The following is a 23,474-nucleotide window of genomic DNA, read 5'->3' as shown; positions in this document are numbered from 1 at the left end:
TCTACGAAAATCAGTGCAAGTGTTTTTCGTTTTTTGGAGTCGGCCATGCATTATTATGGCCCAAAATAATCCCCAGAATTTAGATGCGCTCGCCCTGTGCCTCGCCTTGTCTCGAGTGCGTTGCAGGTTTTCAATGCCCGTTACGCCTATAATCATCCCACGCTCCCGTCACCCCCAGTTCAGGTACAATTCTTCATGCCTGACTTACTTGTACCACTCTATAAGCTAGCCGCCGTCGAAGACGAACTTACACGGCTGCGTGCTGAGGGGATTGTTGTGCGCCGCGCTTTTCCTTTTGATCTCTCGCGCACGCGCCGCTTTATCGCCCGTACTTTTTCCGAGAGCTGGGCCGACGAGACCGAAGCCGGATTTGCGCGTCAGCCCATTACCTGCTGGATCGCGATTTCGGAGCAGAAAGTGATTGGGTTTGCTTGCGTGGACGCCACGATGCGTGGCTTTTTTGGTCCGACGGGTGTGGAGCCGACGTTTCGTGGACGAGGAATAGGCGCCGCCCTCTTACTCTCCGCGCTCCACGGGCTCAAGGAAATGGGCTACGGGTACGGTATCATTGCGGGGGCGGGGCCTGTGGCATTTTATGAGAAATGTTGTGGTGCGACCGTGATTGAGGGCTCTGAGCCGGGAATCTATGTGGATATGCTCGATTCCGATGGTGAAGAAGGCACTCGTTAAAGACGATAATACAACCATGCAATTTGATGACGAAGAGATAGAGATTCCCGATGATGTGGAGGCCATCCTGCGCCGCCAAGACGAGGCCATGGCCCTTTTGGATCGTCTACGCACCATGGAGCCGTTTCGCCGCCCCAAGTCAGACCAGCAGGGTGCACGCCGCCGTGAGTTCCGCCGCTGGCCGCTCCCTGAGGGGGTCACCCTGGAGCTACACGATAGTGCGGACTGGCACGACGCCGATGTTTTAGACATGGGAGTGGGGGGCGCACGTCTGAATAGCCTCCTGCCGTTTGCCGATGGCCCCACGCCCGCTCGCCTCAAAGCGCCCTCCACACAGGCTGTTCTGGTGCTCTGTGATGTGATGTGGAAAGATAATGATGGTCGTGCAGGGATTCGCTTTGAGTTCCGCGACGAAGACGAGCGCGAGAACTGGTCGGGTGGATTGATTGATGCCTTACTTGCCCGCCACGCCGTGAGCTGACCCCCTAACCCCCGCTCCGCGGGGGGACAACTAGGAAATACTATGAAACGAATTGGAATTCTCGGCTGCGGAGTCGTTGCCGACTACGGGCACTCCCACGCCATCGCCCAGACAGACGGCCTGACGCTGGCCGCTCTCTACGATCCGAATCCCGAGGCGCTCGCACGACTTGCCTCGCGCTACCCGGAGGCGCAGGCCTTTACCGACATTGATGCATTCTGGCGCTCGGGGCTTGATGCCGTCTCGATCACGTCGCCCGCCCCGTTTCATCTGGAGAACCTGCGCGGCGCGGCCCAGCACGGGCTTCATGTACTGTGCGAGAAGCCTCTTGCCATGACGGAGAGCGAGATCGAGCAGATGATCGGGATCGCCGAGGGGGCCGGGATTCTCTTTGCCACCGCGCTCTGCTATCGCTTTAGCCCCGTGGCGCAGAAGATCAAACAAATGGTGGACGAGCGCTGGATCGGCGAAGTACGCTCGATGCGTCTAATCTATCTGTGGAACCTACATGGCAAGTGGGAACGGGACGAGCACGGGAACCGTTTTGAGTCGTCGCGACGAATTGGGCGCTTTGAAGAGGGCGGTCCGATGGTGGACTGTGGCGTACACCAGATTGATCTGGCGCTCTGGTGGACCGGCTCGGAGATTATTCGTCAGCAAGCCGCCGCCTCGTGGGTGGAGGAACACGATGCACCGGGGCACATGTGGCTGCACATGGACCACGCGAGCAACTGCCACACGTGTATTGAGATCAGCTACTCCTACGCCCACACCGCGCAGAACCCCGTGGACCTTTTTACCTACGAGCTAATCGGCACCGACGGTATTATCCGCTACGTCCGCGACGGCTGGTTCTTCGAGGTGCGCAACTCTCAGGGCACACTGCAACTGCCGGGCGGGAGTGAAAAAGACTTCCACGGGATGTACGCCGCCTGGCGCGATGCACTCTACACGGGCAAGCTCGGCTCCCTGCCCTCAGCGCGGGAGGGCCTGCGTGTTACCCGTATCGCCCGCCGCGCAACGGAGGCAGCACTGGCGACACGCTTCAGGAAATAGGCACTTCTGCCGACCATCTGGGCATGCGATCTATTATTTTATTCTCAAGTGTTCTGTTGTTTTTGGGAGGCTGTGCGAAAGACGCAACGCCACAGGAAGCCGGGAAAACGGCGGGTCGGACGATTGACCAGGCAGAGGCACTCCAGAAAGAGACGCAGAAACGTGTCGCGGAAAACGACGCGCTCACCAGCGGAAAATAGAGTTGGCGTGCTATACTGACCTGGTAATTTGGGGAGGCAAGGAACTTTGAGTTGGAATCGGGACGCCCGCTTTGTGGTAGGAGCGGATCTGGGTGGAACTAATATTCGTGCCGCGGTGCTGGATCGCGACGGTAAGATGCTCGGGCATGGGAAGCGTCCTTCGCTTGCCCTGGAAGGCTCGGCACGAACCATCGGACAGATCAAGCAAGCCGTGGACGAAGCCATTACTGAGGCTGGCATCATAAGAGCTGATATTGGTGGGTTGGGAATTGGTGTGCCCGGGCACATTGATCCCGCGGGCAAGCGCGTTCTCTGGGCTCCGAATTTTTACGAAGATGGCTTCCCCTATCGCAATATCGAACTAGGCGATCCTATCGCTGAGGCAACGGGGCTTCCGGTTCTGATGGGTAACGATGCCAATGTTGCGGCTCTCGGGGAGTTTCGCTTCGGTGCGGGGCGTGGCACGCGCACGATGGTGATGTTCACCCTTGGCACCGGGGTGGGGGGGGGACTGATCTTAGACGGTAAGCTCTGGACGGGCTTCACGGGCGGTGCGGGCGAGCTGGGGCATATTATTGTGGCCGCAGGCGAGCGTGGCGGGGCAGCGGCCTACGGGAGCCTGGAGTCCATGGCCCAGATCGCGGCGATCTGTGAGCGCGCCTCGCGCAAGCTCTGCCAGGGGCGCAAGAGCACTCTCGCCGAGCGCTGTGCCTACGACTGGCACCGCATCACGCCCAAGGATATCGCCGATGCCGCACAAGAGGGCGATGCGGTTGCGCTGGAAGTTCTGGAAGAGACCGGCTACTACATTGGTTTAGGGGTCACGTCGGTTGTGATGCTCCTCAACCCGGAAAAGATCGTGATTGGCGGCGGCGTCGCGGGTGCAGGTGAGCTGCTCTTTGAGACGATCCGGCGCACCGCCTGGGCAAACGCGTCGAGCACACTGATCAAAGACTGCCCGATTATCGCCGCGGAGCTGGGCGACGATGCGGGTATCTACGGGGGCGCTGGGCTCGTGTTCGATGCACTAGAGAGCGCGGTTTAACTGGTGAGCTGGGCAGGCTGGGCCCTTCTCTCGGCCTGCTTCGCGGCCACGACTGCGATTCTCGCAAAAATTGGCATCCAGGGAATTCCCTCTAATCTTGCGATGGCAGTTCGTACGACGGTGGTTCTGGTGGCGGCATGGGCGCTGGTGCTCGTGCGTGGCGAGGCAAAGGGTCTTACTGAGCTCCCACAAAAGACCGTTCTCTTTCTGGTTCTTTCTGGTCTTGCCACGGGAGCCTCGTGGATGTGCTACTTTAAGGCACTGGCACTTGGCCCCGTCTCTAAAGTCGCCCCCATTGACAAGCTCAGTTTTGTGCTCGCGGCGATCCTTGCTGTTGTTTTTCTGCGCGAAAAGCTCACTTGGCCGCTGGCGGCGGGCTGTGCTCTTATTGTTGCTGGGGTGCTTCTAACTCTTAAAGGGTGATTTTTTGGAGTTATGCAGGCCCGAACAGCCCGGGGAGCTTTCCGGGAGCACTGGGGAAGAGCGCGGCAGCTTTATCCCCCCCAAGCTGACGTGCGGCGATCTCCGTCAAGACATCCCGATAGTCCATGGTCACTTTTAGATCACCTGGAGCTTCGAGCTGTTCGTCTTTCAGGCCAGGCCAGCGTGCGTAGACCTTACCGCCTTTGACCCCCCCGCCCGCCACAAACCAGGCGCTCGCCCGCCCGTGATCCGTGCCGAGGCCACTATTTTCAGCAACACGTCGCCCGAACTCGGTCATCACGACAATCGTGACATCGTCGAGCTGGGAGCCCAGATCTTTAGTAAATGCACCGAGAGAGTCTCCGAGATCCTGGAGCTGCTGCGCGAGATAGGGGGTGTTCTGCCCGACATGCGTATCCCAGCCACCACGGTCCAGACAGGCCGTTTCTACCCCGACTCCAGCCTTGAGCAGCATAGCAGTCTGTCGTAGGCCATTTCCCAGGTTCGACACGGGATACTTCGCGCCGCCACCAGGAACATAGCGCTTCGGATCGAGCTTCTCCAGAATCGTCAGAACTTCTAATGTCTCTCTGCCCGCAATTGCCGCCGCATCTTCGCCGTGTGCATAGAGCCCTTCGAGTGCCCCGCGAAGGCTCGGTGTGGCATTGAGTTTTAGGTCGCTCAGCTCATTGATCGCCATTGCGCTGGTCGCTCCCCGCAGGATATCTGGCATGATGGTGTTGAAGGCAACCCCCCGAAGTGGCGATGGGTTATCATCAGGGAGGGCCATCAGATAGCGTGCCACCCAGCCCGAGGGTATCGTCGCCGGGTCGCTCGCTGCGCCCCGCTCCATCACTGCCATCGCCTCAAAATGCGAGCGGCTCTGGTCGAGTGAGCCCACGGCATGAAGTGGCGCGAGTTTCCCCTCCAGATAGAGCGGATGCAGGGCACCCAGCGCAGGGTGGAGCCCGAAGAAACCGTCGAGCTTGAGCGCGTTGGAAACTTTGATTGTCGGGCGATTTTTAAAGTAGTCGTCATCACCAATCGGAGCAAGTGCGGTGAGGCCATCCATTGCGCCCCGCAAAAAAATGGTGATCAGTGGCTTGCGGTGTGTCTTGCCCACAGTGAGCTGCGCCAGTGCCGAGCGCCCCGCCCACGCGACAATCGCGGCAGCCAGGGCGCCGCCGATCAGGTTCCGTCGGCTGCTGGCACCGACACCGCTATCTTCACACAATCCCCAGAGACTATCACTCATCGTACTCTCCACTCTCTCCGCTATTTCCACTGAAACTCGGGCAATGCGAGGGCAAGTGCGAGGCGCTCCTCGGGCGTGCCGGAAAACTCGGGCAGGGGGCCAAGCAGTGCCGCCGCCGTGTCTTTGTCTATCTGGGTTGCGCCTACCCCACCTGCAGTTAGGGCAATCGCGAAGTTCCAGCGGGCAAGTAGCGAGCCGGTCCACGCCTGGGTCTTCTCGGGGTAGCCATTGGGCATGGGCCACTCGTAGAGCGGCTGGCCCATGCGAGTCAGATGATCCTGGACACCCTTACTGCCATCGGTGAGCGCGTTGGTAGCCCGTAGCGCCGAGACTGTGAAGTCAAATGGGCGCTTCAGGATCGGGGGGGCGTGCTCAAACTCGGGTGCCGTGAGGAGCGCCTGTACCATGGCTGGGATCGCGCCGCTGGATTCCGCGTAGCTCGCGGCCACTTTCGCGGTGAGCGCCGCACTGTGCTCGTCTTCACCGTAGAAGTAGCGCACGAGTTTCCGGGAAATAAACCGTGCTGTCGAGGAATGTTTGGCAATAATATCCAACACCTGCGCCGCGTCTTTTTCATCGCCCCCCGCAGGAATTTTCTCGCCGAGCACCACTTTCGCGCCGTTGTCGTGGCGCTTCGGATCGAAGTAGGCCCCCCCCATCTCGTGATGCGAAATGCCGTCGGTGAGCTTCCAGCCCGACATAAACCGATCCTCGATAGTCCATCCGGTCAGGCAGCGCGCGACTTCCATAATATCGCGCTGCGTGTAGCCACCGTCCACGCCCAGCGTGTGCAGCTCTAAAAGCTCACGTGCGTAGTTCTCATTGGGGTGTTTCGCATCACTGACTTGCTGATCCAGATAGCCCAGCATCGCCGCCGACTGCATAGATGCCTGGATCATTTTCTTGACCGAGCCCAGTGCGTTCTCACGTACGACCTTCTTAAGGTCGGTGGGCAGGAGATACATCAGCTCCGCAGCAACACCAGGTCGGCTTGGCGCGGAGTAGACCTTGCGGGCGTAGATATTCAGGTGGTTTGCCCAAAAGTCACAGAGGCGCTCGCGGAGCTGCCACTTGGAGTAGGTCGCCCGCAGAATCGCGCCTCGGGAGAGCTGCTCCATCACGGATTTTTGGGGCATGTCTCGCAGCTCATAGGCGGGGGTGCGGAAGACCTCCAGCCCATTAAGCCGCCAGCGCAGTGCCACCGACTCCTCCTCATCATGCACTGGAGCCTTGAGCTGCTCGGCGAGCCAGCCTGCGTTGCCCAGAGTGCTTACCCGCTCTAAATCCGCGACGGACGGCCCGAAGGCAGCCCGGTTGAGGAACTTGGAGTCGCCAATGGGCCGCATGGGCGGCCGGGGGATATGAGGTCGTGGGTCACGCACACTGCGTAGCGCCTCACGAATCGGCCCTTCGCCTCGGGATTGACAGCCCGTGAGCGCCGCCCCTGCAACACCTACCCCCACCAGTAGCTCCCGTCGTTTCATTGGGGATTGGTCTGTGCTTGCGCCTGCACGACGGGCTGTTCGTAGGCGCGGCGCTCGCGGGCCGTGAGTGCCTGAAACCCGGCTCCGAGCGAGGCGAAGAGCTGTAGGGGGAACAACAAAACCCAACCCACGGCAGGTAGCGCCCCTGCGGCGATGAGCAGTGCCCCGCCGCGTGCCAGCAGCGCCAGGGCACTCTGAGTCGGGGCCATGTTCTGCATCCTAGCGCTCACTACCCGCGCCAGACCCGCACTGCCGACCATCGCGAGACAGAGTGTCAGAGCCAGAAGCACCCAGCCGATCAGCATCAAGAGGCCATTCTTGCTATTAAGGAGCGCCACTCCCAGCCCGATGCCCCCGAGTGCCAGCCCGATGCCCACCCCGATCGCGCGGCCCGGCGCTTGTTCCAGCCGCTGCGCGGCGTGCTGGGTCTTCGCGGCGAACACCAACCCCACGGCCAGAATCGCGGCCCATAGGGTTACCAGAATCGTAAGAATCACAGAGATGTAGGCGAGTACGTCCCCATTTGTCATTAATCTAACCTCCGTTGCTTTGTGGTGAGGATACCCTGTGTAATCCGTTTGTTGCAGATCCCTGGGGGAGGTTTTTCACAGACCTCTGTCGAACTAGGCTCACATGGAACATCCTGCCGTTCGCAAAGCCGCTTTCCGGCTGATCCCTTTTCTCTTCTTTCTCTATGTCATCGCCTATATTGATCGTGTTAATGTCGGTTTTGCCAAGCTGGAGATGAAGGAGGTGTCGTGGTTCAGTGACGCCATTTTTGCCAGCGGGGCGGGAATCTTCTTTTTTGGCTACTTTCTTTTTGAAGTGCCCTCGAATTTGATTCTGCGAAAAGTCGGGGCGCGCCTATGGATCACGCGGATCATGATTACCTGGGGGCTGATCTCCGCAATGATGGCACTGTCTAACAGTGTTCTCACTTTCTACTTTTTTCGATTTATGCTGGGGGTTGCTGAGGCGGGTTTCTTCCCGGGTGTCTTACTCTATCTCACGTTCTGGTTCACCCGAAAAGAGCGGGCACGGGTTGTGGCGTTGTTCATGACTGCAAATGCCGTCGCGCTTACGTTTGGTGGGCCGCTCTCGGGCTGGATTCTGGACAAGGCCAAGAATCTTCCCACTCTGGCTCCGTGGCAGTGGCTCTTCGTGCTGGAAGGCGTTCCGGCGACGCTAATCGGTTTTGTGGTTCTTCTCTACTTACCCAATGGCCCCAAAGATGCCAAGTGGCTCTCCGATGACGAGCGCTATGTGATCGAGGAGCGACTGCGCGTCGAGGAGAAAGAGTTTGGCACGCCGACCTCCGTTGAGGAAAGCCACGATAGCGCGGTTCTGAAGACACTCGTCCGTGATCCACGGGTCTGGATGTGGTGTGGTGTCTATTTTTTCCTAGTCTTTGGAATGTACGGGATCACGATGTGGCTCCCACAGCTTCTGAAGTCAATGAGTGGCGGCAATAACACTCTGGTCGGCCAGCTCACGGCGATTCCCTACTTCACTGCGGGGATTGCGATGGTTGCCAATGCCTGGCACTCGGACAAGACCGGCGAGCGGCGCTGGCATATCGCCGTTCCTGCAATTGTCGGCTCCGTGGGACTGGCACTCTCCGGTCAAGTGTTCATGCCACTCTGGGGCTCGCTCGTCTGCCTCTCGGTGGCGGCGGCGGGGATGTGGTCCACGCTCGGGCCGTTCTGGGCGGTGCCACCGCAATTTCTGCGTGGCACCTATATTGCGGCAGGACTGGCGCTCATTAACTCGGTGGGGAATCTTGCGGGTTTTGCCGGGCCAAAGCTCTTTGGGAAAGTGAAAGCGGACGGTAATGACTTTCTGCCCAGCCTGCTCCTCTTGGCAAGCTTTGTCATGGCGGGAGGTTTGCTCGCCGCGTTTGTGACAAAGAAACTGGAGAGAAATCCAACAGGCTCCGACGCGTAGTTCGCGCGGAAACGTACGCTGTCACGGAAATGTCACGCTAGGCTCCTATACTGCTACTTGTCCCCAAAATCGAGTGGGAGATAAGGACAGCAAAAATGACAACAACTCTACTCTCGCGGCGGGCGGTTTTGCTTGCCGTGGGAAGCGGTGCCACGGGCTATCTTCTGACGGGCTGTGGGGGCGGCGGAGGTAGTGGCGGGGGTGGCCTCACCAACTTCACGGTAACACCAAGCCGCGCTGCGCCAGGGGCAGTTGTCCAGCTTACTGGGCTCACGCTAACGGAAAACGACGGTGCGAGCGTTTTATTTGGTGAGGTTCCCGCGATTATCCACTCCTGGGATGAGGCGGGAGGGATGCGGGTTCTGGTGCCCCCCTTTCTTGCTGCGGGGGGGACAGCCCACACTCCGCCCGACGGGCCGGTCGCCGTCACGGTTCAGCTCGGTACAGGCACACCAAAGCCAGCGCAGAACACCTTCACAGTCGAGGCACTCGTTGCGGCTCCCGGAACCACCGATACCATTATTGCAGAGTTTGCGGCCTTTGGCGGCTTCTTTCAGGACTTCCTGACCAAGGGCATTCTGCCTCTTTTCGCCGATAATCCCGTGCTGGACAGCGCCGCCCTCATTCAAGGCGCAGCCTTCATGGCGTTCTATCAGGATGCGATGAACGGCCCGGAAAACCCCAACTCCCTGCAAGCTCTGATGAACGGCACCTCCACAGTTACCCCTGGTCAGAAGCTACCCAAAGAGCTCATTGATGCGCTTCTCGCTCAGGGCCCCGTGCTCTCTGGGATGTCAGATCTTGCTCAGACCTTCCAAAACGCTATTGCAGAAGTTGCCCCCGAAGCCCTGGTATCCCGTGGACGAGGCCGTGATCTTCGGTCGAGCTTTCGGTCACTGGGCATTGACTGGACAAAAGTGGACACGGCAAAACGAATCGTTCTCACGCTACAGGTGCAGAAGTTGCTCCAGGCAGTCACCAACTCACCGGGCGCAAACTTAGTCAATATCATCTACACTGCTGGGATGATCATTGTGCAGGCTATGGCAATCGCAGTGCAGCCAGAGCTACTGCCAGCGATCTTCCTCGCAGATGTCATTATCGGCCTCGGAGGTAAGGTAATCTCGGTGATATCAAGTGTGATGCCGGGGCTGATTTCGGATTTCTACGTGGTTGTTAAAGGGGTAAACCGGCACAACAACGATCCGGCGGTCGATATCCCTATCAACACACCAACGTCGTTGAACGTCTTTGTCGTCACACAGTCCACCGGCGGTGTTAACTTCACTTTAGCGGGCATGGGCGAGCTGGTTCTCTCGGTGCTCGAGGTGAAGGTTCCTCGGCTCAAGGCCTACGTTGCGAAGCTTAAGGCGGAGGGAAACCCCCTCTACGATCTCTTTACGGCTAGGATGATCTCGATCACAGACTCTCTCTGGAACCTCGCCGCGGGTGTTTCGCCTCCAGGTGAGTGGATGGGAACCAAATCCATGAATTTCCCGTTTTTTAAGTACCCGCCGACCAACGTAAATCACTCCGATGTGGTTGATATTCAGATTCTCTCGCCCAATCTTATCGCCCGGGGGGTGAACGCGGACCAGTCGCTGTATCTGAAAGGTATCCATGGCGGTACCAACGCTGGCTACCGGGCCTACATGACGACCCGGTCTCTCGCCTCGTTGCTCCCCTCGCTTGCCGATCTTGTGGCCTCACAAAACGACCGCACGGGCGCGAAGGCATCCGTGAAAGGCACTGTCAGCATCCAGAGTACCTCGCTCGATGTCGGAGTGAATTAGGAAAGGGTGAGAATCATGAAATCAACATCAATCAGTGGGGTACTTGCGCTACTGGCACTCGCTCTGGCAGGCTGTGGTGGGGGCAGGAGCATACAAACGCCCCAGGCACAGGCGGTGGGTCGCGCCGCCCTTCAGATCAATATTAAATGGCCCGAAGTGGGATCACGCGCCATTCCGACTAAGGCGCAGAGCATCCTCATCACCGTGAGTGCGGGCACGACGCGCATCAAAGACGTGATCGTTGCTCGGCCTGTGGGAAATTCGCTCACGAACACACGTATTGAGGAGGTGCCGGTCGGGACGCTGCATATCGCGGCCACGGCCTTTCCCGAGGTCAACGCCACGGGAACGGCGCAGGCGACGGGCGCTCAGGACGTGGCGGTCACCGTGGGCGTGACGGGAAGTGTTAGTGTGACGCTGGGCACGACCATTACCCAGGTTCGGGTGACACGCAAGAACGGGCAGCGTGCGGTGAGTCTCACCCGTGGGGAAGACCCGCCCCTGACCGTGATACTCTCACCAGGGGCGAGCGACTCGCTGACGGCCACGGCGCTGGATGCAGACAACAACTTGGTGCTCACCGACCCGAAGCGCTGGAGCTGGGCAACGGCCTCCAGCACGGTCTGTGCGATCTCACCGACGGAGGATGCCGCGAGTGTCACAGCAGGCTCCGTGGGACTGACGACGCTACACGTGACGGAAACGGAGAGCGGGAAGCAGACGACGGTCAATATTAGGGTTGTTGGCACGCTTGGCTGGGCGCAGGCCATGGGCGATGCCCAGAACAGCTCCAGCAGCGCAGCGCCTGCCGTCAGCGGCACGCTCGCTGGCATGTTCCCGCTTCCCGCAGAGGTCGGGGGGCAGTTCGATAACTATCTCTATCTCACCAGAGCTCGCACGATTGTCGAGGGGCCGACAGGAACCCTTGCCTTCCACGGCGACAACAACTGGATTCCCAATATTGGTGTCTACCAGTTTACCCCCAGTGGTAACAAGGTTGGATTTTCGGGCGAGTGGGGCGCTTACTGGCCCACCTACGGCGCAGACGGTGGCTTCTACACCGTGGATGCAGGCTACGATGGCAACGCCTACACGCACGGAAAAGGAAGTCACTCTTGGACCTACACGGTTCCAGGATATGACATTGCGCCACCAACCCTTACCGCAGACGGCGCTTTCTATATCGTGATCGATGGCGTGCTCCATGCCCTCGATGCCACGTCGGGTTCGAAGCGCTGGCAGACTACGGTTAGCACCGGAGTTTATAAAGCCAGTAAGAAACCAGCAGTTGGGCTAGACGGGACGGCCTATGTCGTCACGGATGCGGGAATTGCGGCGCTGAATCCCACCGATGGCACCAAGAAATGGGAGACGGCGTTTGGAGTGGGGGCCACAGGTGTCTTCGCGACCTATGTCGGTGTCGGGCCGGATGGAACCGTCTATGCCATCGTCCCACAAGGGAACTACGCCTATCGCCTTGTTGCCCTGGAGCCCTCGACCGGAACCGTGAAGTGGCTGTCTACCGAGGACGTCACGGTGAACCAGAACAAAGTCGTTCTCAGCCGCACGGGTACGGTCTACATCGCCAGCTCCGAGCTAAGGGCACAGCCGGGCATACTCGCACTGAACGGAGCAACGGGAGCTATTCTCTGGCGACAGCCCGGTGTCTTGCCCGCCGCGAGCGCTGGGGACGGCACCCTCTACGCCTCTCGTGACATTACCCAAAGCACCAACACCGGCATGGCCTCTTTCACACAGATCGTTGCACTAGATGCTAGCTCTGGCAGCATAAGATGGAGCATTACCCCGGAGAATCCTTCGGGGAATGGTGGGATGTACTATCTTGCCCCGATCATTGGTAAAGACGGGACACTCTACAGCTTCCGTAGCACCAATGACCCAAACTCGAATGGGCTGAACTACACTCAGCTTGTCACGATACATTAAGGAGATTGATGTGATTTATTGTGTTGCGATCGTAGCCCAAGTTCTCCGTGGCTCGGCGCTCGAAACCAAAGCCGCTACACTCAGCGCGGCGGGCAAGCTTCACGAAGCGGGTGATGCCTACACGAGTGCTGCCAAGGCCTACACTGCTGAGGGGAATAGTAGTGCCGCCGCCAAGGCCTATGGCAAAGCGGCGGACCTCTATGAAAAAGAGGCCGATGCGCTTCTGAATCCAACGCGCACGCCAAAAGCACCGCCACGCCCCCCCGCACTGGCAGCGCCTGTGGCTGTCCCCGTAAAACCTGTCGCTGCCGTCCGTGCGCCCCAAGAAGCCAAAATGATTAAGCTCTCGCCGATTGCTCCAAGAGCGGGGATGATCGTGGGCCGGGTTATCAATGAGCGGGGCGGCGCGGCCACCAATATCACGGTGCGGTACTCTGGTTTTCAGGACGGTAAGCTTATCGTCAACCACTTTGAAAACGTCGAGGGCAATGTCAAAGGCGCGGGGGGCAGCTACGCGATCAAAGTACCACCGGGGTCTTACCGGGTCTCCGCGTATGCCACCTATCTCTACCAGGGGCGCACCTACCACTTTGAGCTGGAGGCACTCAACCCGCCCGCCAGACACGATCTCGATGGCCTTGGGCTTGATCATCTGCGGGGTGGGCTCGTACGCGATTTCGTGCTCAAGATGACCGCTAAGAAAGCGGGTGCTGCTGAAGAAACTGAAACAGTCTACAACGCGGCCTACTACGGAGGGCGTCTGAACTTCGACGGTGGACAAACCGAGCAGATTATGGGAGGAGGGCACACATTCGCCCCGCCCCTCGCTGGGCTTGTTAACACGGCCTACCCACCAGACTCCCGACTGCAGATCACGCTGACACCACAAGGGACAATGGTGGATGGCTCGGTGGGACGGGTACTGACCATCAACTTACGTCTGGGCGACCATGGCACGTATCCGTTTTCCCAGCGCGGTATCTTCCCAGGTGTCTATTCCGCAACGGCTCGCTTGACGACCCCGACAGGACAGATCGTGCCGCTACGTCTGGCATTAACACGGGCACGGACGATTCTAAAAGGCTCACCTGATGGCTATGACATGACCGTGATGGACTGGAAGCCGTCGGTACCTGTGGATTTTCTGCCCAGTGATATCGGCCCCATGCCTCGTTTTGGAGTGAAACCGATTGTACTGTTTCCCGGTAAGTGAGCAGGAAGCACCTCTCTGGCTGGTGAATCTGAGGCTAGATGGACACGCTTCTTCAGGTAACTCTCCTGGGAAGCTTGACTGCGGCGGTGTTGCCACAGCCAGGCAGCCCCCCGATCACTCACTTTCGGACACAGAAAACTGCCGCGCTCTTTGGCTATCTGGCGTTTCATGCACGGGTACCTCAGTCGCGTGAGGAACTTATCGCACGCTTCTGGCCAGAGAGCGAGCTGGAGCAGGGACGTATGAGCCTGCGCACGGCTCTCTCCGCCCTACGCAAAGACCTGAGTGAGTCACTCGTAACCGACAAAATGACTGTCACTTTGCTTGCACAGACGGATATCCAGGTGTTTGAACACACGCTGCGCGGTGCGCGCTCGCCGATACTGACCGATGGGGGAAAAGTGGCGCAGCTCCGTGTGGCAGTTGACAGCTATGGTGGCCCTCTGCTACCGGGGCTCTACGATGACTGGATCTTCCCCGAACGAGACCGGCTTGCCGACGAACAACGGGCAGCCCTCATGGCGCTGGCCCACTGGCACGAATCTCTGGGCGAGTCACAGAGCGCTTTGAACTACGTCCGTCGTGCGACCGTTTCCGCCCCGCTCTCTGAGGAGTACCGTGTTGCGCTGATCCATCTCCTCAAGAAACTAGGGCAGCCTCAAGAAGCGCGGCGGCAGTTCGAGGATTTAGAGCGCCTGCTCGACGAACAGCTCGGGGCCAAGCCTTCGCCTGCGACGTGCGCTCTGGTCGCGGGGCTCAAGGAGGGTACGATCAGTGAGCCGACTCCATCCCGGCGTTCCGTGCGCTTACCCCTCTCACGTGGCCGCTTTCGTGGGCGGCGCGACGAGCTTGCGGCATTAATTCAGCGGCTCTCTGGTGGTAAGAGCGACTCGGAAGGGGCGCGGCTCTTCACGCTCTTTGGACCTGGAGGAATCGGTAAAACACGCCTGGCAATCGAGGCAGCCCGGCGGCTGGCTGCGCATGGGATCGTGGAGGAGGTGTACTTCGCTTCGCTGGCCAGTGCGACTACGCTGGAGCAGGTCTGGGAGGGAGTTTTTCAGGCACTGGAGCTACCGAGAGCGGCCAGCCTTCCGCCTATTGTTCAGATGGCGGCACGGCTACACACGGGAAGCTGTCTTCTGGTTCTCGATAATCTGGAGCAGGTGGCACTTGAGGCGGGGGAGATCGCGGCTGTACTTCTCGCCGAGATGCCAAACCTGTTGATTCTTACTACGACTCGGCGACGGCTCGGGACACCCGACGAAACTCTGGTCGCTGTGGGAGCCCTCTCGGACGACGATGCTGTTGGGCTTTTTGTGGACCGCGCCCGAAGTGTCGTGCCGAACTTTTCCCCGACAGCTCAGGAGCACGAAGCGATTCAGGCTCTGGTGGCACGCCTAGAGGGATTCCCACTCGCTATCGAGCTCGCTGCCGCGTGGAGTGCAGCCCTGACGCCTTCGGAGATGCTCACACAGCTTGACGAAGGGCTGCTCACACTTCCTGAGCGCACTGAGGGGGAGGAGCGACACAGCTCGCTGAGTGCCGCGATTCGTTGGAGTGTCCAGCTCCTGAACCCAGAGCTTCGCCTGGCGTTTTTTGCTCTCTCTGTCTTTCGAGGGGGCTGGTTTCCTGAGGCCGCCGCGGAGATCTGCGGGGTGGGCCGCGACGGACTTGCCAGCCTCCGGGATCGCTCGCTTATCACCGCGCAGGTGCAGGGTGACAAGCTACGTTTTGGGATGCACGAGGCTCTCAGGGTCTACGGACTAGCCTCACTCACGGCTCCTGAAAAAGACGTATTTCTCGTGCGACAAGCTATCTATTTTTTGCGACTTGCAGAGCGAGAGAAGAATCCTAAAGTGCTTGCACGAGAGTATGCCAACTTCCAGCAGGCTCTAGAGAGCAGCCATAGCACTACCTCTGTTGCTCTCTGCCAGGCGCTTGCCCCTTTCTGGGATCAGCAGGGCCACTGGCACGAAGGGCGGCGCTGGCTGGAGAGGGTGCTTACTCAGGAACTCACTCCTGCTCAAAAAGCGGAACTGCTGCACGCCGTGGCGCGGCTTTGCTACAGTCTCTGCGACGCCGAAGCAGCAGAGCGTTACCACGGTGCGGCACGTGTGCTTGCCCAGGAGCGTGGAGACGAGCGAGGTCTTGGGCGTGCCCTGCTGGGACTAGCCGGGATTTTTGCGCACTACCACGCCGACTACACAGAGTGCCATCGCCTCACCGAGCGGGCGCGGGAACACTTTGAGCGTGCGGAGAATATTTCGGGTCAGTGCGCCTGTCTGATCGGCCTCGGGGTTCTGGCGACCATTCAGGGAGACCCTGGGAATGCCCTCGCGTACCAACAGCGCAGCCTGCAACTCGCGGAGCAAGCGGGCGAGACAGCGGATGCTGCCACCGCACACCACCGACTGGGCATTACTTACTTAGCGCGTAAAGACTGGGAAGCGTGCCAGAACCACTTACGGGCTGCTGAGGCACTGATGGCCAGGCTGAATAGCCCCGCGGGACTGGCTTATGTACGCGTTGACCTGGGAACCCTGGCACTTGAGCAAGGCGAACCGGAACAGGCCCGCTCTCACTACCAGGCATCGCTGGCAGCGTTCCGTGAGCTCGGGGAGACTTGGGCTTGTGCCCTCTGCCTGGGAAACCTGGCCCGGCTGGCAACGAAAGCGGGAGACTTTAGTAAAGCCGCCTCTCTCTGGCAAGAGTCGCTCCGTCTTCGGATACTTCTGCATGATCCCTTCAGCATGGCCGCAGGGCTTGACGGTGCAACCAACTTATTTTTCTGCCACGCCGCCACCCACTTAGACACTCTACTCGGCCAGGATGCTGTAGCCTTACGTACGGCGAGCATTACGTGGCGATTGGCCCATGATGCCGGGGAAGTAGACCCGGAGGGCTGCGAGGAGCAAGAAATTCAGATGCGCGCTGCTTTAGGAGAGTCCACCTGCGCCTCGCTCACTCTGGAGCAGGCTACAGGCCGTGCGCTGGAGATCCTAGCGGTAATGCCAGCGTAGTTGGCAACGACAACGAGCCTGTTTTAGTCGCTGTCACGGAAGTGTCACGCTAGACTCTTATAATGCAGTTCATCTCCTGAAGCATAAGGAAAAAGACAGAAAAATGAAAAATATGGTCTATTTTGGAACTCTGGCTACTCTTGTGGCACTGCCTCTGATGGGCTGCGGTGCTGCTAAGAGCATTATCAACAATAACATTCCTGCGGTTTCGAACCTCTTAAAGCTCGATGAGCAGACTCTTGTGGCGATTATGGGGGAAGGCCGCGCCGTGATCTCTGGGAATAAGAGTGTCACGGTTTCTTTTCCCAACCAGAGTATCTCACAGGCCAGCCAGCTTGCCTCACTGGTATTTTCGCAGTCGATTGATCCTCAGGTAACCGTGACGGTTCCTGCGGGCGCGACCATGCCCACAGACTTTCCTATCAGCAACCTGACCCTGCAACTGACGATTCGTGAAGGGACGGGGAGCGCCGCTAACCTCTCTGCAACGGTTACAGGTTCCGTGACCCTCACCCGTACCAGCCCTTCCAGCAATGTCTATGCAGCGACTGGGCCGGTTGTCTTTACGATCAATGCGGCAGGAACATCGCTTCAGCAAGTCCTGGCTATCGTCACGGGGGGAGAGGATCCCAACGCGGTGGATGCCAAGCTCTCAGTAGACAGCGACGACACTAAACTTCCCAGTGGCTCGACGCTGACTTTTCGCCTCTTCAATGGAAGCGCCAAACCCAAGATTTAAGAGAAAAGATAAATTATGAAAACGACGACAATAACCATCCCCCTTGGTCTTTTGGGGCTCATCGGACTCAATGGAGTCGTGGCGGGGAGCGGCCCCCTCCCTGGACGACCCGCCTCGGCAGCGCAGCCAGCGCAGTCGGCGGCCTGCCGTGATCCGTTGATCAACAAAGTCTACAACGACGATATTCGCCGTGCACCGCGTGGTTTGGGAGATACGGGAGAGTGCAACCCGCTCAACTACGGCGGGGGACAGTGGAGCTCGTACGAGGATCTTCGGAAGAAAGTTCGCCTGTACGGAGCCACGGTACCGCCGAGCTCTTGCCGTGACCAGCTCCTCACAGACACGCTGATCGAGCTCAACTCTCCCCCCTCAAAACCGGGGACGATCAGCAACACACAGAACCGTATTCGTCCTCGTGGGACAGGCGAGCTGGGCGAGTGCAACATGTACCTCTATGGCGGCGGCTCGTGGTCTGGCAAAGACGATCTCAAGGACAAGATTGTCAAGGCGCGAAACGCTTTCCGGCGCTATGGCTATGTCATCTCGCCTCTTGGCAAGTTGATGGAGTCCAACTACCGCGAGATTGGCCCGGTTCAAGTGGGGCCAGCCAATGCGATCCCCGTTCTCGTCCGTGAAAATGGCGTGGATACGGTCAAGGTAATCGCCGCCGATGGCCAGCAGGTGAGCAGTCCGATTGCACCCGCCACGGCGCAACAGCGAGCGCAGTTCACCGTCCGCTCCCTAGACAATGGCAGCTTCTATGCCGTTCCCGTTGGTCGTTAACGTTAACAAGGAGCAAACGATGTCTCAGAATCTCTCGCAACATAAGCGCTCACTGAACCGTCGCCGCTTTCTCATGCTTGCAAGTGTGGGCTTATCGGGACTGATGGGCTATAGTGGCTGCAAAGGGGGCACAGGAGGAGAATGAACGGTTACAAGTCAATGACGGATAACAGATTCCCGACTTTGAGTCGGCGCGGGTTTCTCCTCTTGGGCGGCAACGCGGCGGCAGGCCTTATCGGGGCAGGCTGTGGTGGTGGGGGCGGCACATTACCGACAGGCCCGCTTGCGGAAGACGACCCCGCATCTATTCTTCCCACGGGGGCGCAACTTCCGACGGTTGTGTCGCCGGGGGCGCGATTGGTTCCTGAAGGTGGCTTGGTCAATGTGGAAGACAACCGCGTCGTTCTCTCCGGCAATGTGGCAGGAATGAGTTTGGCTCCGGGCCTTGTTATCGCCTCGCTTCTGGGCGAAGGATTTACGCGCCGCATAGTCAATATCACGAGCGACGGTGGGAGCGGCACGGTCTTAGAAACGTCACCGGCGACTTTGGAGGACGCTTTTGATTCACTGGAGATACGCGCACTGAGTGATTTGACGGAAGAGGGTAGCCGCCAGCAGGGTAATCTGCCGCTCAATATAAACATTCCCATTCCGAGTTTATCCCTGTTCTCTTCCGGCGCAAAAAGCGTGAAATTGAGCGGTGACCTGAAGCTCGGTGGACAAATGGCGGCGGTTGTGCGAATACAAAAAGGTCAGGCGGCGTCCGCACGCTCGCTTCAGTTGTTCGGCTTCAAGGTCAAGTACCATGTAACCGGGCAGATGAAAATCAAGGGTGAAATCGCCGTTGTTCCCGGCTCCTTTGACCTTAAAGATATTGCGACAAAAGGCTTAGGGCGTATTGCCGACGTCACAAAGAAGACGCCGACTATACTCAAGCCGATTTTGGAAGTCAAGGCGACGTTCACCGGCGGCTTTCAGCCCAATATCGCTTTCACAACGGGGCTAACGATGCGCGGAGCCGCCGGGTTTTCGTGGACACAGGCCAATGGTTTCTCTATCGCCGGAACACAGCCGACCTTTGATTCGCCGTCGTTTACCTATGATTCCTCTCTCAACCCGTACAAGGGTACAGAGTTTCTGGTGACACTCAACCCTGTACTGAAACTCTATGTCGGCGGCGTTGTCGGGCCGTTTCTGGATATGGCGGCACCGTCCGTGTATGCCAAGTTCACCCGAACGGATGACACGCTTTTTCATGGTTTGGGCGTCTCCATCGGGGCAAATCTTGCGGCGGAGATTGGCATCAGCGACAGTTTCAGCCTACTGTCGTTGCCCAAGCAGAAAATCTTCGACCGGCAGTTGGTCAACTATCAGAAGTTCTTTGATGATTCCGCAAAAACGTCGTTCAATATCCGCTAAAGGAGGCCTAAGATGAAAAACACAAAAATATTTTCCTGGCAGCGTTTTGCCATATCTGTCTTATTTCTCGCGCTTGTTGTAGAAGTCATCGTTGGTTGTAGCGCCGTGGGCCGTCAGAATCTCTCAAGCACGGTGGGCGCGGGGCGAAGCCGTATGACGGTGCACGTCGCGTGGCCTAAAGTGTCACGGGCGATTCCGCTTGGAGCCAAAAGCATACAAATAACGCTGTTTGCAAACGAGCCGGAGTTTGATGTGAAGGTCGGCGAGATGCGGATGGCGCGGCCTGAAGGCGAAGAGCCGGTGTCCGAGGTGACCCTGGAAAACCTTCCCGCGCAGGTGAAACTACGCACTCGCGTTCTCGCCTTCCCGAACGAGGACGGAACAGGAACCGCGCAGGCATTCTCCGAGCAGGAGATTGTTAGCGGCGAGGCGGGCGCAAATACGGACATGGATATTGCGCTTGGCTCCACAATTTTTCGCATTGAGGCTGCCCCATCTTCAGTTTCACTCAAGGCGAACGATTTCAAAGAGGTTCGCGTCACCGCCTACAACGAGGCTGGCGATGTTGTTCCAACCGACCCTAACTCCTGGTCATGGCGCATACAAGACCCGGAAGTGGCTACTGCAGACCCGAACACCCACAATCCCGTGGCGGTTCGCCCGAGACGCGCAGGCGAAACAACCCTTATCGGCACGGAGCGCGATTCCAAAAAGACCATCTCGGTTCCAGTGACCGTTGCCACCGGGCCGCCGGGCTGCACGGAAGGGCGTGGTTACGGCGACGCCTGCAAGCAACCGTTTTCGCGGTTCGAATGGGCGTGGAACTGTAACACCGGCGAGTGCGAGTTTATCGCGCCCAAATAACGCATGGAAAAACAGCCCAAATCCCTAGAGGAAAGGAATAGAGTCTGTTGGCGGTGAACCTCCGAGGTAATGGAATCCCGTGTTCAAGTCACGCTCTTGGGAAGCCTGGCGGCGGTTCCCGCTAACGCGCCAGGTTTGTCGTCCGTGACTCACTTTCGCACCCAAAAGACGGCGACGCTTTTTGCCTTTCTTGCCTTCCATGCGTGCGTGCCGCAGTCGCGCGAAGAGCTTTGTGCGCGTTTCTGGCCCGATAGTGAGCTTGATCAGGCACGAATGAGCCTTCGGACAGCGCTCTCTTCCCTGCGCAAGGACTTTGGGGAAGCAATTGTGACCGATAAGACAAACGTGACTCTCCAGGCAACAACGGATCTCCAGCAGTTCGAGCTTGCGACACATCGAGCAAGCTTGTCCTCTCTTTCTGGGCAAGAGCGGGTGGAGTCGCTTCGGTTGTCCATCGAGGTCTATGGTGGGCCTCTCCTGCCCAGCCTCTACGACGAATGGATTTTTCCGGAGCGAGACAGGCTTGCCAGTGCCCAGCTCGCTGCGCTTTGTGCGCTGGCACGCTGGCACGAGCGCCTCGGGGAGCCCATCCGTGCGCTCGACTACGCACACCGTGCCGCCGCTGCTGACCCGCTCAACGAACCGATTCGGGCTGACCTGATCCGCTTGCTGATCGTCGCGAGCCGTCCCGCCGAGGCGCGGCGACAGTTTGACGGGCTAGAGCAGGCTCTTCTCCAGCAGCTTGGAGCAGAACCCATAGCCTCAACACGTGCACTGGTTTCGGACTTGCCAGCCGCCTGTGAACCCGCGCCACCAGCCGCTCTTGTCAATCTCCCCCAGCTGCGTGATCGGTTTCGGGGACGACAAGAGTTGCTGTCTGATGTGGTTCAACGCATTGCCGATGCACTCAGCTCCAAAACAATGCGGCTCGTGACGCTTTTTGGACCAGGTGGCATTGGGAAAACCCGTCTCTCGATTGAGGTAGGGCATCGGCTTGCGGTTGGCTACGGGTTTGCCGAGGTGCATTTTGTGGGTCTGGCAGGTGCGACGACTTCCGTGCAGGCATGGGAAGTTCTCGTGGAGGCACTAGGCCTCACTTCAAGCAAGCCACGCGAGAGTGTCCAGGACTACGTGCGAGCACACTCCCCCTGTCTCTTGATTCTCGATAACCTGGAGCAGCTGCTTCCCGATGGGGTGGCTCTGGTGGAAGGACTCCTAAGTGGGGCACCGGACATCGTCATTCTGGCCACATCGCGCCACCGGCTCGCCCTCCCCGACGAGCAACTTATTGCGGTGGGAGCGCTCTTAGAGGACGACGCAATTGCCCTCTATCGAGATCGAGCCCGAAGTGTTGCTCCTGAGCTTTTTTCTTCGTCAACGGACGAGCCTGCTCTCCGAGAACTGGTAACCGTGCTTGACGGCTTACCCCTTGCCATTGAGCTGGCAGCCGCTTGGGCAGGGACATTGACACCATCGGAGCAGGCTCGGCAGGTTCGTGCCAGCCGCCTCGCGCTTCCTGAAGACGCACGGAAAGACCCGCGCCACGCCTCGATGACAGCGGCGATTGCGTGGAGCGCGGAGCTTCTAGAGCCTGCGCTCCGGGATGCGTTTTTGCGCCTCTCCGTCTTTCAAGGCGGCTGGGAAGCCGATGCGGCGCACACGGTCTGTGCGGCGAGCCGTGGCGCACTCGCGAGCCTGCGAGACCGTGCCTTGATTCGCACCGAGTCGCTTGGTACGACTCTGCGTTTCTCTCTTCACCGCAACCTTCAAGACTTTGGTCAGGCGACACTCGCGCCGCAAGAAAAGGCGGAGCTTATCGAGCGGCACCAACAATTTTTCCTTCGGTTAGCAGAAGATAAGGCCGATGTGGGGCGACTTCACCGTGAACGTGAGAACCTGACCGCTGCAGTGGCGACGAGCCCACAATCTATGCTCTTCAGGTTCGGGCTTGCACTGGAGGAGCACTGGGTGAGCAGCGGGGCCTTAGTGGAAGCGCGTCTCTGGTGGGAGCGTGCCCTAGAGGGGAGCAACCTCCCCGCCGCGATTCTAATTACCGCCGGGCGACTGGCGTTTGCGAACAACGAAACCACTCAAGCGGAATCACTCTTGCTCCAAGCTCTGGAGCAAGAGCTGACTAATACCGAGCGTGTCCGAACGCACTACTTACTCAGTCAGCTCTACCACACACTCACCAGCGACTTTAGCCGCGCCCGAAACCATGGGGAGCAGGCTCTTATCCTTCAGCCAGATCATGTCCCCAGTCTGGTCACCTTGGGATTGATCGCGCGAAAACAAGGGGCACTTGATGAAGCCGAAACCCTACTCACTCACGCTATCTCCGATGCTGAGGCGCAAGGCTTGACAGCTCTGGCGGCTCAAGCCTGGAATGGTCTTGGCCCTGTTTTTCACCTGCGTGCGGCGGCGCTCGAGGATCAGGGAAAGCTTGTGGAGTTTGAGTGGGCCTGTGGGCGTGCAAGGGAGTGCTACAACCGTGCACTGACCTTGGTCTCCTCTGAGGGGCAGGAAGCCCTGCGGCTAAGAGTGCGGATCAACCAGGGCTCGCTGGCTGGCCTCTGTCACGATCTAGACGGTGCTGAGCAGGCGTACTCCGAGGCAGTGGCGCTGGCGGAGAAAATGGGGGATATCCGGATGCTGGCCTATGCTCAGGCGAACCTCTCCGTTGTGCTGCTGCTTCGTGGCAATCGCGACGAGTACCTGCGGCTTCAGCGGGCGAGCTTGGCTATAAAGCATCGCTTGGGAATCGTTCAAGATGTTGCCCTCGCATTTATTGAGATCGGAAAACAGCTCGCTCCCGAGGTTGCTGCTGTGCTCTATGGAGCGGCCACCACGCTCCGTTCCCAGATGGGCGAGCTGGACCTCTGGGCCGTTCGTCATGCCCAGAACTACGAAGACTGCTGTAGGGCGCTGGGTGAGACCGCCTATAACGCTGCGTTTACCAAGGGAGCGGAGCTGACGCTAGAGCGAGCGGTTACTCTCGCTCTGCAAGCTTAGTAGACTCCAGATCCCTCGCTGACTCCGCAGACGTTTTCTTGTCACGCCCCTGTCACGCCAGGGTTATAGACTCCTGTCCGTAAGTGCCGGAAACCACCGGCCTCGA

The 23,474-nt window shown here is 58.9% G+C and carries 19 protein-coding genes; 16 read left to right on the top strand and 3 right to left on the bottom strand.

Translation table 11 applies throughout. From position 1 onward, the window contains the following. Positions 1-195 precede the first annotated feature (195 nt). The 6 genes from ACH2ED_RS16235 to ACH2ED_RS16210 are packed head-to-tail and all read left to right on the top strand — an operon-like array spanning position 196 to position 3,895. The gene (locus ACH2ED_RS16235; protein ID WP_395093323.1) at positions 196-690 is read left to right on the top strand and encodes a GNAT family N-acetyltransferase; all 495 of its coding nucleotides are present in this window, start codon (positions 196-198) and stop codon (positions 688-690) included. Between the two features lie 16 nt (positions 691-706). After that, on the top strand, positions 707-1,171 hold the full coding sequence (locus ACH2ED_RS16230) for a PilZ domain-containing protein (RefSeq protein ID WP_395093321.1): 465 nt from the start codon (positions 707-709) through the stop codon (positions 1,169-1,171). Positions 1,172-1,213: 42 nt separating this feature from the next. After that, a complete protein-coding gene (locus ACH2ED_RS16225; RefSeq protein ID WP_395093318.1) occupies positions 1,214-2,227 on the top strand; it encodes a Gfo/Idh/MocA family protein in 1,014 nt (337 codons plus the stop codon). A gap of 23 nt (positions 2,228-2,250) precedes the next feature. After that, entirely contained in the window at positions 2,251-2,427 is a 177-nt protein-coding gene (locus ACH2ED_RS16220) for a hypothetical protein (RefSeq protein ID WP_395093315.1), read from the top strand. A gap of 46 nt (positions 2,428-2,473) precedes the next feature. Beyond that, positions 2,474-3,472, top strand: a complete 999-nt coding sequence (locus ACH2ED_RS16215; RefSeq protein WP_395093313.1) for an ROK family protein — start codon at positions 2,474-2,476, stop codon at positions 3,470-3,472. Positions 3,473-3,475: 3 nt separating this feature from the next. Continuing rightward, positions 3,476-3,895 (top strand): EamA family transporter, encoded by a 420-nt coding sequence (locus ACH2ED_RS16210; protein WP_395093310.1) that lies wholly within the window; start codon positions 3,476-3,478, stop codon positions 3,893-3,895. A gap of 10 nt (positions 3,896-3,905) precedes the next feature. On the opposite strand, the gene ACH2ED_RS16205 is transcribed toward ACH2ED_RS16210, so the two are convergent. Genes ACH2ED_RS16205 through ACH2ED_RS16195 form a run of 3 tightly spaced genes read right to left on the bottom strand, consistent with a single transcriptional unit; the run spans position 3,906 to position 7,164 of the window. Then, positions 3,906-5,150: a DUF1501 domain-containing protein gene (locus ACH2ED_RS16205; RefSeq protein ID WP_395093308.1), complete on the bottom strand. Its 1,245-nt coding sequence runs from the start codon at positions 5,148-5,150 to the stop codon at positions 3,906-3,908. 20 nt (positions 5,151-5,170) lie between these two features. Further along, positions 5,171-6,634, bottom strand: coding sequence for a DUF1800 domain-containing protein (locus tag ACH2ED_RS16200; protein WP_395093305.1), 1,464 nt, complete (start codon positions 6,632-6,634; stop codon positions 5,171-5,173). Beyond that, positions 6,631-7,164, bottom strand: coding sequence for a hypothetical protein (locus ACH2ED_RS16195; RefSeq protein WP_395093302.1), 534 nt, complete (start codon positions 7,162-7,164; stop codon positions 6,631-6,633). The genes ACH2ED_RS16200 and ACH2ED_RS16195 overlap by 4 nt, the downstream gene beginning before the upstream one ends. Positions 7,165-7,267: 103 nt before the next feature. Here ACH2ED_RS16195 and ACH2ED_RS16190 point away from each other — a divergent pair, with 103 nt between their 5' ends. The 10 genes from ACH2ED_RS16190 (at position 7,268) to ACH2ED_RS16145 (ending at position 23,368) form a co-directional block, all read left to right on the top strand. Next, a complete protein-coding gene (locus tag ACH2ED_RS16190; protein WP_395093299.1) occupies positions 7,268-8,578 on the top strand; it encodes an MFS transporter in 1,311 nt (436 codons plus the stop codon). A 95-nt stretch (positions 8,579-8,673) separates the two neighbouring features. Then, a complete protein-coding gene (locus tag ACH2ED_RS16185) occupies positions 8,674-10,371 on the top strand; it encodes a hypothetical protein (RefSeq protein WP_395093296.1) in 1,698 nt (565 codons plus the stop codon). Positions 10,372-10,386: 15 nt separating this feature from the next. Beyond that, on the top strand, positions 10,387-12,318 hold the full coding sequence (locus ACH2ED_RS16180) for a PQQ-binding-like beta-propeller repeat protein (protein WP_395093293.1): 1,932 nt from the start codon (positions 10,387-10,389) through the stop codon (positions 12,316-12,318). Continuing rightward, positions 12,302-13,531 (top strand): hypothetical protein, encoded by a 1,230-nt coding sequence (locus tag ACH2ED_RS16175; protein ID WP_395093290.1) that lies wholly within the window; start codon positions 12,302-12,304, stop codon positions 13,529-13,531. Before ACH2ED_RS16180 ends, ACH2ED_RS16175 begins: the two co-directional genes overlap by 17 nt. Positions 13,532-13,569: 38 nt before the next feature. Continuing rightward, entirely contained in the window at positions 13,570-16,551 is a 2,982-nt protein-coding gene (locus ACH2ED_RS16170) for a tetratricopeptide repeat protein (RefSeq protein WP_395093288.1), read from the top strand. Positions 16,552-16,654: 103 nt separating this feature from the next. Next, a complete protein-coding gene (locus ACH2ED_RS16165; protein ID WP_395093286.1) occupies positions 16,655-17,290 on the top strand; it encodes a hypothetical protein in 636 nt (211 codons plus the stop codon). Between the two features lie 15 nt (positions 17,291-17,305). Beyond that, a complete protein-coding gene (locus tag ACH2ED_RS16160) occupies positions 17,306-18,073 on the top strand; it encodes a hypothetical protein (RefSeq protein WP_395093283.1) in 768 nt (255 codons plus the stop codon). 141 nt (positions 18,074-18,214) lie between these two features. Beyond that, entirely contained in the window at positions 18,215-19,492 is a 1,278-nt protein-coding gene (locus tag ACH2ED_RS16155; RefSeq protein WP_395093280.1) for a hypothetical protein, read from the top strand. A 12-nt stretch (positions 19,493-19,504) separates the two neighbouring features. Next, the gene (locus tag ACH2ED_RS16150; protein ID WP_395093277.1) at positions 19,505-20,356 is read left to right on the top strand and encodes a hypothetical protein; all 852 of its coding nucleotides are present in this window, start codon (positions 19,505-19,507) and stop codon (positions 20,354-20,356) included. A gap of 69 nt (positions 20,357-20,425) precedes the next feature. Continuing rightward, positions 20,426-23,368 (top strand): ATP-binding protein, encoded by a 2,943-nt coding sequence (locus tag ACH2ED_RS16145; protein WP_395093274.1) that lies wholly within the window; start codon positions 20,426-20,428, stop codon positions 23,366-23,368. Positions 23,369-23,474 lie beyond the last annotated feature (106 nt).

The sequence above is a fragment of the Armatimonas sp. genome, from assembly GCF_043757465.1.
Taxonomy (GTDB): domain Bacteria; phylum Armatimonadota; class Armatimonadia; order Armatimonadales; family Armatimonadaceae; genus Armatimonas.
The sequence above is the reverse complement of the archived record's forward strand: the minus strand, read 5'-3'. Positions and strand labels throughout refer to the sequence as shown.

Coding starts and splice junctions, on each gene's coding strand:
- ACH2ED_RS16235 (WP_395093323.1), top strand. CDS start 196: ATGCCTGACTTACTTGTACCACTCTATAAGCTAGCCGCCGTCGAAGAC.
- ACH2ED_RS16230 (WP_395093321.1), top strand. CDS start 707: ATGCAATTTGATGACGAAGAGATAGAGATTCCCGATGATGTGGAGGCC.
- ACH2ED_RS16225 (WP_395093318.1), top strand. CDS start 1,214: ATGAAACGAATTGGAATTCTCGGCTGCGGAGTCGTTGCCGACTACGGG.
- ACH2ED_RS16220 (WP_395093315.1), top strand. CDS start 2,251: ATGCGATCTATTATTTTATTCTCAAGTGTTCTGTTGTTTTTGGGAGGC.
- ACH2ED_RS16205 (WP_395093308.1), bottom strand. CDS start 5,150: ATGAGTGATAGTCTCTGGGGATTGTGTGAAGATAGCGGTGTCGGTGCC.
- ACH2ED_RS16200 (WP_395093305.1), bottom strand. CDS start 6,634: ATGAAACGACGGGAGCTACTGGTGGGGGTAGGTGTTGCAGGGGCGGCG.
- ACH2ED_RS16195 (WP_395093302.1), bottom strand. CDS start 7,164: ATGACAAATGGGGACGTACTCGCCTACATCTCTGTGATTCTTACGATT.
- ACH2ED_RS16190 (WP_395093299.1), top strand. CDS start 7,268: ATGGAACATCCTGCCGTTCGCAAAGCCGCTTTCCGGCTGATCCCTTTT.
- ACH2ED_RS16185 (WP_395093296.1), top strand. CDS start 8,674: ATGACAACAACTCTACTCTCGCGGCGGGCGGTTTTGCTTGCCGTGGGA.
- ACH2ED_RS16180 (WP_395093293.1), top strand. CDS start 10,387: ATGAAATCAACATCAATCAGTGGGGTACTTGCGCTACTGGCACTCGCT.
- ACH2ED_RS16170 (WP_395093288.1), top strand. CDS start 13,570: ATGGACACGCTTCTTCAGGTAACTCTCCTGGGAAGCTTGACTGCGGCG.
- ACH2ED_RS16165 (WP_395093286.1), top strand. CDS start 16,655: ATGAAAAATATGGTCTATTTTGGAACTCTGGCTACTCTTGTGGCACTG.
- ACH2ED_RS16160 (WP_395093283.1), top strand. CDS start 17,306: ATGAAAACGACGACAATAACCATCCCCCTTGGTCTTTTGGGGCTCATC.
- ACH2ED_RS16155 (WP_395093280.1), top strand. CDS start 18,215: ATGAACGGTTACAAGTCAATGACGGATAACAGATTCCCGACTTTGAGT.
- ACH2ED_RS16150 (WP_395093277.1), top strand. CDS start 19,505: ATGAAAAACACAAAAATATTTTCCTGGCAGCGTTTTGCCATATCTGTC.
- ACH2ED_RS16145 (WP_395093274.1), top strand. CDS start 20,426: ATGGAATCCCGTGTTCAAGTCACGCTCTTGGGAAGCCTGGCGGCGGTT.